The sequence below is a fragment of the Corynebacterium argentoratense DSM 44202 genome (assembly GCF_000590555.1).
GTDB lineage: Bacteria > Actinomycetota > Actinomycetes > Mycobacteriales > Mycobacteriaceae > Corynebacterium > Corynebacterium argentoratense.
In genome coordinates this window covers 55,923-69,759 of sequence record NC_022198.1, presented here as the reverse complement: position 1 = coordinate 69,759, position 13,837 = coordinate 55,923, and the positions used below count along the sequence as shown (strand labels likewise).

At 59.6% G+C, this 13,837-nt stretch carries 10 protein-coding genes; 9 read left to right on the top strand and 1 reads right to left on the bottom strand.

Annotated features, from left to right (window positions below; translation table 11 throughout):
• The first annotated feature begins 113 nt into the window (after window positions 1–113).
• The 9 genes from wzm to CARG_RS00300 all read left to right on the top strand — a co-directional run bounded on the left by wzm (window position 114) and on the right by CARG_RS00300 (window position 12,205).
• Window positions 114–962, top strand: coding sequence for a galactan export ABC transporter permease subunit Wzm/RfbD (gene wzm, locus CARG_RS00345; RefSeq protein WP_052331925.1), 849 nt, complete (start codon window positions 114–116; stop codon window positions 960–962).
• Between the two features lie 13 nt (window positions 963–975).
• On the top strand, window positions 976–1,788 hold the full coding sequence (wzt, locus tag CARG_RS00340) for a galactan export ABC transporter ATP-binding subunit Wzt/RfbE (RefSeq protein ID WP_020975397.1): 813 nt from the start codon (window positions 976–978) through the stop codon (window positions 1,786–1,788).
• A complete protein-coding gene (glfT1, locus tag CARG_RS00335) occupies window positions 1,781–2,710 on the top strand; it encodes a galactofuranosyltransferase GlfT1 (protein WP_020975396.1) in 930 nt (309 codons plus the stop codon). Before wzt ends, glfT1 begins: the two co-directional genes overlap by 8 nt.
• A gap of 184 nt (window positions 2,711–2,894) precedes the next feature.
• Window positions 2,895–3,377, top strand: a complete 483-nt coding sequence (locus tag CARG_RS00330) for a GtrA family protein (protein WP_081761679.1) — start codon at window positions 2,895–2,897, stop codon at window positions 3,375–3,377.
• A gap of 10 nt (window positions 3,378–3,387) precedes the next feature.
• Window positions 3,388–3,612: a hypothetical protein gene (locus CARG_RS00325; RefSeq protein WP_020975394.1), complete on the top strand. Its 225-nt coding sequence runs from the start codon at window positions 3,388–3,390 to the stop codon at window positions 3,610–3,612.
• An 807-nt stretch (window positions 3,613–4,419) separates the two neighbouring features.
• Window positions 4,420–5,892 (top strand): FAD-binding oxidoreductase, encoded by a 1,473-nt coding sequence (locus CARG_RS00315; RefSeq protein ID WP_020975391.1) that lies wholly within the window; start codon window positions 4,420–4,422, stop codon window positions 5,890–5,892.
• 118 nt (window positions 5,893–6,010) lie between these two features.
• Window positions 6,011–6,772: a decaprenylphospho-beta-D-erythro-pentofuranosid-2-ulose 2-reductase gene (locus CARG_RS00310; RefSeq protein ID WP_020975390.1), complete on the top strand. Its 762-nt coding sequence runs from the start codon at window positions 6,011–6,013 to the stop codon at window positions 6,770–6,772.
• A 66-nt stretch (window positions 6,773–6,838) separates the two neighbouring features.
• On the top strand, window positions 6,839–8,782 hold the full coding sequence (locus tag CARG_RS00305) for a galactan 5-O-arabinofuranosyltransferase (protein ID WP_020975389.1): 1,944 nt from the start codon (window positions 6,839–6,841) through the stop codon (window positions 8,780–8,782).
• Between the two features lie 69 nt (window positions 8,783–8,851).
• Entirely contained in the window at window positions 8,852–12,205 is a 3,354-nt protein-coding gene (locus CARG_RS00300; RefSeq protein WP_020975388.1) for an arabinosyltransferase domain-containing protein, read from the top strand.
• A 403-nt stretch (window positions 12,206–12,608) separates the two neighbouring features.
• On the opposite strand, the gene CARG_RS00295 is transcribed toward CARG_RS00300, so the two are convergent.
• Entirely contained in the window at window positions 12,609–13,682 is a 1,074-nt protein-coding gene (locus CARG_RS00295; protein ID WP_020975387.1) for a glycoside hydrolase family 25 protein, read from the bottom strand.
• Window positions 13,683–13,837 lie beyond the last annotated feature (155 nt).

The window sequence follows — 13,837 nt, the reverse complement described above, 5'->3', positions numbered from 1 at the left end:
GGACACTTTACAGGAGTTTAAAGGCTGTGCTTCTCCCCTGGCAGCGGCCTTTGCGGCTAGGGTGGTTCACTGTGCTAGGCCAATCATCCAACCGCCCAACCGACGTTGCTCGCATGACGCGTGTTGACGCCGCGGATTCCCCACCGTCCCAGTCAAAGACGCTCTCGGCAGCGATTAACGACCTGGTGAGGGGGTTCCGCCAGCATGAGCTGTGGCTCCAACTCGGGTGGCAAGACATCAAGCAGCGCTACCGGCGTTCCGTCCTGGGTCCTTTGTGGATCACCATCGCTACGGGTGTGATGGCTTTGGCGCTGGGGCTTTTGTATTCCGTCCTGTTTAAAATCCCGGTGGCGGAGTTCCTTCCGCACGTTACCGTTGGCTTGATCATGTGGAATTTTATTTCTGGATGCATCAAGGAGGGTTCTGACATCTTCATTGACAATGAGGGCCTGATTAAGCAGTTGCCCTCTGCGTTGTCGGTGCACTGTTACCGCCTGGTGTGGAAGCAGGCCCTGTTCCTCATGCACAACATGGTGATCTGGGTTGTGCTGATGCTGGTGTTCCCCCGGCCTTTGGGTTGGGATCTGCTGCTGGCGATCCCCGCGATGGCGCTGTTGATCGTCAACGGGGTGTGGGTGACCATGTTCTTTGGCATCATCGCCACGCGCTATCGCGACGTCTCCCCTTTGTTGGAGGCGATGACGCAGCTGCTGTTCTATGTCACGCCCATTGTGTGGACTACCCAAACCCTCACCGAGCAGGGTGGGGCGGTCAGCGAGCGCGCGAAGATTGCCATGCTTAACCCGCTGTACCACTACATGGAAGTCATCCGTGCTCCGATGATTGGCGCCCCTATCCACGCCCTCAACTGGATTGTGGTGCTGTGCTGCACCGTCGCCGGGCTCCTCCTGGCATTACTAGCTATGAAGCAGTGGCGCTTCCGAGTGTCCTACTGGGTTTAGGAAGGCAACACCCATGGTTTCCATCGATACGTATAACGCGTGCGTTGATTTTCCCATTTTCGACGCCAAGTCCCGCTCCATGAAGAAGGCCTTCCTGGGTGCCGCGGGCGGCGCCATTGGTCGCAATAGTGACAATGTTGTCGTCGTTGAGGCGTTGAAGGACATCAACCTGCATTTGCGCGAGGGTGACCGCGTCGGGCTTGTTGGCCATAATGGCGCCGGCAAATCCACCCTGCTGCGGTTGCTGTCGGGCATTTATGAACCGACTCGTGGCTCTGCGCATATTCGCGGTCGTGTCGCCCCGGTGTTTGACCTGGGTGTCGGTATGGATCCGGAGATTTCCGGCTACGAAAACATCATCATCCGCGGCTTGTTCTTGGGGCAGACCCGCAAGCAGATGAAGCAGAAGATGGATGAGATTGCGGAGTTTTCCGAGCTGGGCGAGTACCTTGCGATGCCTCTGCGCACGTATTCGACTGGTATGCGTATCCGTTTGGCGTTGGGTGTGGTGACGTCGATCGAACCGGAGATCCTCCTTCTCGATGAGGGTATCGGTGCTGTTGACGCCGCGTTCATGGCGAAGGCACGCAAGCGTCTGGAGGAGCTGGTGGAACGCTCCGGAATCTTGGTGTTTGCGTCGCACTCGAATGACTTCCTCGCCCAGCTGTGTGACTCTGCACTGTGGGTGGACCATGGCACCATTCGTGAAGCCGGTGCCGTCGATGACATTGTGGAATCCTACGAGGGTAAAGGCGCAGCCGATCACGTTCGACGCCTTCTGGCCCGCATGGAAGAAGAGAAGCTGGAGGAGTCCCCCGATGCTTAAAGCAGACTCACGGGTCGCTGCGGTGATCGTCACCCACAAGCGCGTTGACCTGCTGCGCGCATCCCTCGACGTCGTCGCCAATCAAACGCGACCCGTTGAGTGGGTGATTGTTGTGGACAATGGTTGCGAGGATGCAGTTCGCAATTTGCTTAATGACGTCGCGGGGGATCGCGGCGTCTACCTTCCTTCCGCAACCAACTTGGGCGGTGCCGGTGGTTTCGCCTACGGCTTCTTGCAAGCCTTGGCTTTGGGCGCGGAGGCTGTGTGGTGCGCCGATGACGACGGCCGCCCCGAAAACACCGAGGTACTCGCCACCCTTATGGACTGCGCAACCCGGCACTGTTTGGACGAGGTCTCCCCAGTGGTCTGTAACCTTGCCGAACCGGATAAACTTGCGTTCCCGCTGCGTAGGGGTATTGAATGGCGCCGCTACCGCAGTGAGCTATTCAACCCCAAGCATCCTGTCGAAGAGCAGGACTTTCTGCCGAACATCGCATCACTGTTTAATGGCGCTCTGATTTCCGCTGACGCAATGGCACGCATCGGTGTGCCCGACTACCGCCTGTTTATCCGGGGCGATGAAGTTGAATACCACCGGCGGCTGAGCCGCAGCGGCCTGAAATTCGGCACCTGCCTGTCTGCCGCTTACCTGCACCCGGATGGCTCCGATGAGTTTAAACCGATCCTGGGCGGCCGGATGCACACTCAATACCCAGACAACGAAGGCAAACGCTTCTTCACCTACCGCAACCGCGGGTTCCTCATGAACCAGCCCGGCATGCGGCGTCTGCTACCGCAAGAATATGCGCGCTTCGCGTGGTTCTTCCTCGTTCAGCGACGCGACGTCAACGGTTTTAAACAATGGTTGAAGCTGCACCAGATGGGGCGCAAAGAGCACTTCGAGCGACCCGGCGGACACTAGCCCGGCGGACACTAGGCCACAGTTCAGCCGGCCTCTTCGGCAATGGCCTCTACCAGCGATAACGAGTACACGAGAGATGGCGGATATGGCACAGGACATTCCCGACGACGCGCAAGAACCCACCCAGGCGCACGGGCAGGGTGAGACGCTCCAGCACGGGCTGCATGAATCTGAGCAGCCCAGTATGCAAGACGAACTGGAGTTGACGATCGCCACCGGTGCGGCCGCACCGCTGCTCATCGGCGAGGACGAAGCCGACGCCCAACAGGCCGCCGACAAGGTGTCCACCCAGGGGCTGAAGTTCATCATCTCCGGCGCGCTATCGGCCATCCCCGATCTCGGCCTGACCATGCTCAGCCAGTTCGCCTTCGGCACATCAACCAACGTCGCCCGCACCATCGGGTTTATTGCAGGCACCATCACCGCCTACATGATCAACCGCCGCTGGACGTTCAAAGCAGAACCCTCCATGCGGCGCTTCCTAGCGGTTGCTCTGCTGTACACGTTGACCTACTTCGTCAACGTCCGTGGCTACACCCTGGGATACCACGCACTCGATGACATGATGCCTGACGTCATCGCTTCAGGCGTTGCATTCATTTTGGCGCAGGGCACGGCGACCGTCATCAATTTTGTTGTGCAGCGATTGTTCATCTTCAGGCGGTAGGGTGTTACACATGTTCGGTTTCAAGAAGAAGACCCAAGAGTCGGTCCACATGGCTGCGGAGAAAACCAACACTCCGCTCAGTAACGAGATGACCATGATGATGGCGCAGGAGCTGCCCATCTTGGACAGTGCCAGCCGGACGCGCGTGTATGAGATCCTTAATGCCTATTTGGGACCGCAGATTTCTTCACAGGAGGAGCTCCCGGAGGAGATCCGAACCATCATGGACCTCTAAACAAAGTGGTTGTGCCAAAAAGTGTGCATCTTGACCACCTAGAAGACCGCGACCTGGGGAAATGCTGCGGCAGTAGGCCAAGATGCACACTTTTTGGCACGCCTGAGAATAAAGACGAAAGTGCCCCGCTGGGAAAACCCAGCGGGGCACTTTTCATGCAGGGCTTTGCACCCTGTCCAAGAAATTACTTGGAGGAGGTGAACACAGCACCAATGTTGCTGATGAGATCCTTGAGAGCGTTAAGAACACCATTGCCGAGGTGGGTGAAGATGTTCACGAAGTTGTTGAGAAGGTCGTTCATGGTAATCCTTTCAGGAAAATCTTTGGACTAGCGTCCGGAAATTACTTGGAGAAGGTGGTCAGGAACTTGGTGACGTCTGCAACGAACTGGGTTGCGATGCCGGAGGAGTGAGCGAAGAGGCTGGTGAAAACCTTAGCGATGTCCTGGATGAGCTCGGTCATATCGAGTCCTTTCATGTGTTGGCGGGCCTCTTGCCGGCCGCGCCGTCCTTCACCCACTCTATCGATCAGGATTCGAAAATGTTTCAGCCTGAGCGAAAAAATTTTGAAGAAATCTCCGTTTTCGCAGGTCGACCGGCATAAAAAATTTTCTACAAAATCTGCAACAAACACCCCAAAAGTTAACTTTCGCCCCTTCTGTTACCTCCAATCGGGTCGTGGAACACATCCACGCGCCCGCCTAGCTCCCCCAACCTGATACCAAGCCCAACCTCCAACACAACACACTCCCGTGCCCCTAGGCGCCGACAACCAACTAGCAACAAAAAGCGGGTAGCCTAGGAAACAATGACTAGCAACACAAGCACGACCAGCACCGTCGCTCAAGAAGCTTCGCACGGTGCCCACGGCAGCTTGAACACAGAAGCTCGCAAGCTCACAGGCTGGGGCCGCACCGCCCCGACCACCGCCGAGGTACTTTCCACCCCCGACGTCGAGAAAATCATCGAAGCCGTCAAGCTGGTAGCGGACCAAAACTCGGAAAAGCCAGACCACCTCAAGCGCGGCATCATCGCCCGTGGCATGGGCCGCTCTTACGGTGACCCTGCACAAAATGCCGGCGGCGTCGTAGTCGACATGCAGCCGCTGAACGTCATCCACTCTATCGACACCGAAACCGCCATCGTGGACGTTGACGGCGGCGTCACCCTCGACCAGCTGATGAAGGCCGCACTGCCGTACGGCCTGTGGGTTCCTGTACTGCCCGGCACCCGCCAGGTCACCATCGGCGGCGCGATCGGCCCGGACATTCACGGCAAAAACCACCACTCCGCGGGCTCCTTCGGCAACCACGTCGTATCAATGGAACTGCTCGTCGCTGACGGCCGCGTCCTCCACCTCGAGCCCAACGGCACCCCCGACGATCCCAATGGGGAGCTCTTCTGGGCCACTGTGGGCGGAATGGGCCTGACCGGCATCATCCTGCGTGCACAAATTAAAATGACGCGCACCGAAACCGCCTACTTCATCGCAGACGGTGACCTCACCCCGAACCTCGATGCAACCATCGAATTCCACTCCGATGGTTCCGAGAAGAACTACACCTACTCCTCCGCGTGGTTCGACGCCATTTCCCCGGAACCCAAACTGGGCCGCGCCGCCATTTCCCGCGGCTCGCTAGCCACCCTGGCCCAGCTGGAAGAACTCTCACCCAAACTGGCGAAACAGCCCCTCAAGTTCAATGCCCCGCAGCTGATCACGGTTCCGGATATCTTCCCGAACTTCACCATGAACAAGCTGTCCATGATTGCCGTCGGCGAACTGTGGTGGCTAAAGTCCGGCACTTACAAAAACAAGGTGCAGAACCTCACGCAGTTCTATCAACCCCTCGACCTCATTGGTGAATGGAACCGCGGCTACGGCTCCAAGGGCTTCCTCCAGTACCAATTCATCGTCCCGCGCGAAGCAGTGGAACCCTTCAAGGAAATCATCCGCGATATCCAAAGCAGCGGCCACTACTCGGCTCTCAACGTGTTCAAGCTGTTCGGCGAAGGCAATAAGGCCCCCTTGTCCTTCCCGATGCCCGGCTGGAACGTCTGCGTGGACTTCCCCATCAAACCCGGCCTTGGCGCATTCCTCGACGAACTCGACAAACGCGTCATGGAATTCGGTGGCCGCCTCTACCTCGCTAAGGAATCCCGCACCTCCGCGGAAAACTTCCACAAAATGTACCCCGAGCTCGACGGCTGGCTGAAGACCCGCAACGCGATCGACCCCCACGGCGTCTTCGCCTCCGACATGTCGCGTCGCCTGCAGCTCTAAACAGCCCGTATAGGCCTTCGTTGGTCACCGGCTACAACCCTGCCGGTCACCAACAACCAGGACGTTCAACCGTTCACAATCGCTATTCGATCGTCAATAATCTAAAAGGACACCATTCATGATTAACGCCGTCGGCAAACCTCAACACATCCTCCTGCTGGGCGGAACTTCAGACATCGGCCTGGCAATCGTCGAAGAATTCCTCTCCTCCGGCTCCGCCACCGTCACTCTCGCAGCCCGCAAAACCTCCAGTCACCTCGACGCCGCGGTCAAAAAAATCGAGGCCGCCGGTGCCACCGCTGTCAACGTCATCGACTTCGACGCCACCGACTTCTCCTCACACCCAAAGGTTATTGACGCCGCGTGGGAACACGGCGAAGTTGACGTCGCGATCGTCGCATTCGGTACCCTCGGTGATGCCGAAGAACTGTGGCAAAACCAAGAAAAAGCAGTCGCATCTGCACAAATCAACTACACCGGTGGCGTCAGCGTTGGCGTGCTGCTGGGCCAAAAGATGAAAGCCCAACGCCACGGCACCATCGTCGCACTCAGCTCCGTCGCCGGTGTTAAAGTTCGCCGCTCCAACTTCGTCTATGGCTCCACCAAAGCAGGATTCGACGGCTTCTACGAACAACTCGGCGAAGCCCTTCGCGAGTTCGGTGCCCGCGTGCTCCTCGTCCGCCCCGGCCAAGTCCGCACCAAGATGAGCGCCGATGTTGAAGAAGCGCCGCTCACCGTCGACCGTGAGGATGTCGCCAAGGCTGTAGTGGACGGCGTCATTAATAAAAAAGACACCGTGTGGGTCCACCCCCTCTTCCAATACGTGATGATGGTCCTCCAGCACATCCCCAAGCCCATCTTCCGCAAACTCCCGTTCTAAACCACGGTTGTTCCGCCGCCCACCAGTACACGAAACCGCGCTGGTGGGGCGGTAAAGTAAAACACCATGACGCCTTCCACGCCACTCCGCCTGCCCGCCCGCAGCGTCTGCGAGGACTACGACCTCGACCGTCATGACATGCCCCGCACCCTCCTCGGGATCCTCGCGGCAGGCCTAGGCGCCGCCATCCTCACCCTCCTGGCCTGGAAAATCCTCAAAACCACCAGCCTCCCCGCGTTCGCGAACTCAGAACAAACCAAAGCACTGGCCACCGCCGGTGCCGTCATCATCGTCGCCGTCGCCAGCGGCTGCGCCGTACTCGGGCACAAACGCCGCACCCGCCCCTACACACTGTTCTGTCACGCAGTCCTCTACCTCTCCCCCGCCGCGCTGGTGATCACCACCCTCGGTATCCCCCTATCCGCGACCCGCCTCTACCTCGACGGGATCAACGTGGACCAGGGTTTCCGCACCCAATTCCTCACCTGGATGGGCTACACCATCCACTTATCCGACATGAACTACATCGACATGCCCTCCTACTACCCAGGGGCATGGTTCTGGATTGGCGGTCGACTTGCGAACCTCCTGGGCCTCGCCGGTTGGGAAGTGTTCCAACCCTGGGCGCTGATCTCCCTCGCCACCGCGGGCAGCATCCTCGTCCCCGTCTGGCAGCGCATCTGCGGTAGCCTCACCGTCGCCAGTGGCATCGCCCTCGTCACCACTTCCATCACCATCGTCATGAGCGCCGACGAACCCTACGCCGCCATCATCACCATGGGCGTACCCGCCGCCACCGTCATGATGCGCCGAGCACTCACCGGCAGCCTCTGGCCACTCATCGGACTCACCCTCTACATCGGTGTGTCCGCCGCCATGTACACCCTGTTTACCGCCGTCGTCGCGCTCTCCGTCTGCGTCATGGCGGCGCTGTTCGCCGTCGTTTTCGACCACAGCATCAAACCCCTCCTGCGGCTTCTCATCATCGGCACCGGCTCCGCCCTCATCGCCTCCACCGTGTGGGCGCCCTACCTCACGGCTATCCTCAGCGGCCAGCCGCACTCCGGCGCCACCGCCATGCACTACCTGCCACCAACCGGCGCCCAAGTGCCCATGCCGATGCTGCAGTTCAACCTCGTCGGCCTGCTCTGCCTCCTAGGCCTCGCCTACCTCATCGTCCGCATCGCCGATCCGGACGTGCGCTCCATGCTGATCGCCCAAATCGTGTTCTACGGGTGGATCGTCACCTCCATGATCGTGTCCCTATCAGGCAAAACACTCCTCGGTTTCCGCCTCGACGCAATCATCACCATCCAACTGGCAACCGCAGGCATGCTCGCCCTCGCCGAACTCCGCCTCGTCGAAATCCCCCGCTTCTACCCCGCAGTAACCCGCCCCGCCACCGCCACAACCGTCACCCGCGTCATGGTCGCAATCCTCGCGATCGCTGGCCTCAGCTACGCCCAACAGATCCCCAACCGCATCTCCCACGCCATCGAAATGGCCTACACCGACACCGACGGCTACGGCGAACGCGGCGACAAAAACGCCCCCGACTCCGCCACCTACTACGCCACCATCGACAAAACCCTCAAAGACTGGGGCTACGAACCAGGTGAAACTGTCGTCCTCACCGACGAACAAAACTTCATGTCCTACTACCCCTACCGCGGCTTCCAAGCCTTCACCTCCCACTACGCAAACCCCCTCGGAGAATTCGACAAACGTAATGACGCCGTGGAGCATCTTGCCTCCACATCATGGACCGCGCCGAAAAACTTTAACCGCTCCATCGACGACCTCCCCTGGCGCGCACCAGACGTCTTCATCTTCCGGGGCCAAACCAACGACACCTCCAGCACCGGCTGGAAATACGACCTCGCCGAAGACATCTACCCCAACAACCCCAACGTCCGATTCCGCGGCATCTACTTCAACCCCCAAGCCTTCCAAGGATGGCGCACGCAACAGGTCGGCCCCTTCGTCGTCGCCAGCAAACTCCCCATGTAAAACCCACACCACCCCCACCCCACCGCAGCATCCCCAGCACCGCACAGGGCGACCTGTAGAATTACCCGCGTGTCTACAGTAGAAGCTCCGCAGCCAGCAAAGGGAATCCAGCTAGCCGCCATCATCAGCGGCATCGCCGGATTCATCCTCTTTGTGCTCACACCCTTCATGCCTGTCAACCAAGTGCAGTCAGAAGTGTCATGGCCGCAAGAGGAGGTCGGCTCCCTCACTTCCCCCCTCATCTCCTACGCGCCCGTCACCTGGAGCGCCGACATTCCGCTCCGCGACGTCAACAAGCTAAACGAAGGCCAATCCCTGGTTCTGGGCACCCTCCCGGCTGACTCCAAGGATCCCACAGCCCGCGGCCTGTTTGTGCGTTCGACAGACAGCGGAGTCGACGTCATCGTCCGCAACCAAGTCCCCCTAGAACTCAGCGCCGATGAGCTGCAAAAACTCCCCGAAGATGCGGTCTTAAGCATCAGCTCCACTTCCACGGAAACCACCGCCGAAGTCCCCGGCACCAAATTCCAAGGCACCATCGAAGGCGACGTCCGCCCACAAGTCACCGGCTTCTACACCGAACTCGACCCCACCCAAGTCACCACCGACGGACTCCACGCCACCACCGAAGTGAACTCCCGCTTCACCTCCTCACCCACCCTGTGGAAATACCTCACCATGTTTGGGGGTGTCGCCCTCCTCATCATCTCCCTCATCTGCCTCCACCTGATGGACACCACCGACGGGCGCTCCTCCCGCCAAATCCTCCCACCCAACTGGTACAAGCCCCGCATCATCGACGTCACCGTCGCCGCAGTCCTGGGCTACTGGTACATCTTCGGAGCCAATACCTCCGACGATGGCTACCTGCTGACCATGGCCCGCGTCTCCCACGACGCCACCTACATGGCCAACTACTACCGTTGGTTCGGCGTGCCCGAATCCCCCTTCGGCGCACCCTACTATGACCTCCTCGGCGCCATGGCCCAAGTATCCACAGCCAGCATCTGGATGCGCCTACCGGAGCTGATCGCCGCCCTGATCACCTGGTTCATCATCTCCCGCGAAGTCCTACCCCGCCTCGGCACGCAAATTAGCACCCGTGCCGTCGCCCAATGGACCGCCGCACTGTCCTTCCTCGGCTTCTGGATCGTCTACAACAACGGCCTCCGCCCCGAGCCAGTCATCGCGCTCGGTGCACTGCTGACATGGGTCAGTATCGAACGCGCCATCGCCACTTCCCGCCTGCTACCTGCCGCGGTCGGCGTCATCATCGCCACCATCTCCCTCGGTGCAGGCCCCACCGGCCTCATGGCGGTCGCCGCACTCCTCGCAGGCCTACCCTCACTCATCCGTGTCGTTCAACGCCGCGCCCCCCGCAAACGCACCAACGACCAAGGGCGCAAAGAAAATAATTCACGACGCCGCGTCGCCATCGCCGCCATGCTCGCCCCCTTCCTCGCATCGGGAACCGCCATCCTCCTCGCAGTGTTCGGCGACCAGACACTCGCAGGTGTTCTAGAGGCCATCAAAGTCCGCAGCGCCAAGGGCCCATCCCTGGCGTGGTACAGCGAATGGGTCCGCTACCAAACCCTCATGCAACAGACAGTGGACGGCTCCTTCACCCGCCGCTTTGCAGTCCTAATGATGCTGACCTGCCTCGCAATCGTGCTGGCATCGGTCCTCCGCAACGGCAAAGTCCCCGGCGCGGCTGCCGGCCCCTCGCACCGCCTCATGATGGTCTTCTTCGGCACCATGTTCTTCATGATGTTCACCCCCACCAAGTGGACCCACCACTTCGGTGTATACGCCGGCATCGGCGCAGCGCTTGCCGCCCTCGCAGCGGTCGCCGCAGCCCACATGGTCGCACAATCCGCCCGCAACCAAACCCTCTTCATCGGCGCCCTACTATTCCTGCTGGCCATCGCCCTGTCCTCCACCAACGGCTGGTGGTACGTCTCCAGCTACGGCATCCCCTGGTGGGACAAGACCATCCAATTCAAGGGCATCGAAGCTTCCACCGTCATGCTGCTCATCGCACTCATGGTCCTGCTTGCTGCGGCGGTACAAACCCTCCGAAACTCCTCCAAAGAACCCCACACCGGCGCCGAAGCAAACACTGCGACACCAGCCCCCGCAACGTCAAAAATTCCGATGCGTTCGACGTCGCGACCCACCCGCGGCATCATCACCGCACCGATCGCAGTCGTCTCCGCCCTCGTCCTGGCGTTCTCTTTGCTCAGCCTCGGCAAGGCATTCATTTCGCAATACCCCGCCTACTCCATCGGCCTGGGTAACCTGCGCACATTCGCAGGCCAACAATGCGGCCTCGCGGAAGACGCCCTGGTGGAAACCAACACCAACGACTCCTTCCTGCAGCCCACAAATGGCGACCTCGGGCAATCCCTCACCACCGACGATTCCCGAAACTTCAAACCCAACAACATCCCCACCTACATTGACCCCGAAGGCGTAGACACCTCCACCCAAAGTGCGGGATCAATCGCAGGTTCCACCGACGAAGACACCAACAGCGGCACCACCGCCGGCCAGGCATCCGGCCTCAGCGGTGGCTTCCGGTGGGAGGAAGGTATCAACGGATCCAAGGCCCGCCTGCCATTCGGCCTGGACTACACGCAGATTCCTGTCGTCGGTAGCTACACCGAAGGCCTACAATACCCGGCAGAAACCACCACCCAGTGGTACGAACTGCCGGAGCACAGTGAGGACAAGCCGCTACTCGTTGTTTCAGCAGCGGGCCGCATCAAGCACCACAACATCAACGGTGTTCTGCAAGATGGGCAGAAGCTAGTTGTTGAGTATGGTGTCACCGAAAATGGCACCACGAAACCTTTGGGCGAGATCGAGCCGATTGATATTGGCCCGGAGCCTTCCTGGCGCAACCTGCGGGTGCCGCTTGATCGGATTGCGCCGGAAGCGAATGTGGTTCGAATCGTGGTGGAGGACACCAGCCTGGATCCGGATCAGTGGGTTGCGTTCACGCCGCCGCGTATTCCGACATTGTCGAGCTTGAACGACTTTGTTGGTGATACGCCATCGCTGTTGGACTGGTCGGTTGCGCTGCAGTTCCCCTGCCAAACACCGTTTGGTCATTATGCCGGTGTGACTAATGTGCCGCAGTTCCGTGTCTCCCCGGACCGCCCCGGCAAGATTACGTTGAGCCCCTGGCAGGACTACAACGGTGGCGGCATTATGGGTGTTGCGGAGGCTATCAACTACTCCATCGAGGTGCCTTCCTACTTGCGTAATGACTGGCAGCGCGATTGGGGTTCTTTGGAGCGCTACGAGCTGCGTAAGAATAGCCTTGGGGAGGATCCGAAGGAAGCAAAGGTTGATACGGAGTTGATGACGCGATCTGGGTTGTGGACCCCGGGTCCGATGAAGACGTCCGACGACGATTAGTTTTTGGTGCGGCCGTTGGATCGTGTTTGGCCGGTAGGTTTTGTGCTGGCTGCAGTCTTGTTTGCTGCGAGGCTGTGGGGGCGGGGCCTGCCGGTTTTTGTTAGTGATTTGCTGACAAGGCGGACTGTTCCTTGCCCATGATGCGGACCGCACCAACGCAACCGCTTCCCCCACACCTTTGTAAGCGATTCACTGACAAGAAATCTGGTGAGGATGGTGGCGGGGTGAACGATTATGAGCCTGCCCAACCCGGGCAGGCGAGTGTAGTGAACCACGGCAGCCAACCCCACCGCAGATACCCCTGTATGTGAATCACTGACAAAGCCCGCCACCCCCGGGACATATTCCCAAGGAGTGACGGGCTCTCCAGTTCGCTGCGGCTACGTCAGATCAGGTGAGCTTCTTAGATCAGTCCAGCTTCGCGGGCAACCTTCAAAGCGTTCTTCAGCAGGATCAGCAGGTCGCCGATTGTGTAGTCGCCGACCGCCAGCATCGTCTGCAGGTCGCCTGTGGGCAGCTGACCAGCTTTAGCCAGTGTTTCTGCCTGTTCTGCGATCTGCTTAGCCATGCCGACGTCGATCCCGTTGTTTTGGGCGACGGTCATGACGGTGGAGACTGCCACAATGCCAGCGCCCAGTGCGAGGATCGCGCCAACTAGTTCGGGGTTTTTGTTTCCGAGGGCTTCGAGCTGTGCAGTGGTGCGGCCCAGGTCAATTCCGGGGGTCAGCAATTGGCCGAGGTTGACATTCATTCCTGCTGCGAAGCCGTCGAGGTCGGACTTAGTGCCGTTGAATAGGTTGGCGTCCGTGACGGTTGGCATTCCGGAGACCTGGAGGTCGTTGGTGCGCTGCCAGAAGGTCATGTAGTCCCAGCCGCCGGGTAGGACGGTCGGGGGCTGCGACTGGTACGCGGCCATCCAGAGTGGGTAGTTGTTGAATTCGGTGGTGTTGCCGACTTCGTTTTCCCAGAAGTAGCGGTAGGTGTAGATCATGGGTGTACGGCCGGTGAGGCGGGTGAGTTCGCTGAGGAATTCTCGGACCCAGTTTTGCATCGCGACGGGGCCTACACCGTCGGCGTACTCGATGTCGAGTACTGGGGGCAGGGAGGGCTGCGGCATGGTGGCGAGGGCTGCGGCGTACTCGGCTGCTTGTAGGGATGCGCTTTGGGTTGGGCGGGCCATGTGGTAGCTGCCGACGAGCATGCCGGCGGCTGCTGCACCCTTGGTGTCTTCTAGGAAGTGGGGGTTGAGGTAACCGACGCCTTCGGTTGCTTTGATGAAGGCGTACTTTTGGCCGTCGGCTGCGACAGCGTTCCAGTCGATGGGTGCGCCGCCGGGGTGTTGCCAGCTTGCGACGTCAATTCCTGAGGGGGAGTTGATGCCGAATGCGTCGGCTTTGACGTTGACGAGTGCGACGACAGCGACGACGGCGGACATCACTAGCGCGAGTGTTGTTCGGAGCCGGAGCGAAAAGTTCATACCCACGAACGTACCGCAAATACACAACTTTCACATCTTCAACACGCGTAACATTGACCACATTTGTCACATTTTTTGTAATTTGCCCCAGCAATCCCTACGAATGAGCACGCAGTGCAGTCCCCAGAAATAGACGCACGAACAACGCAGCACCC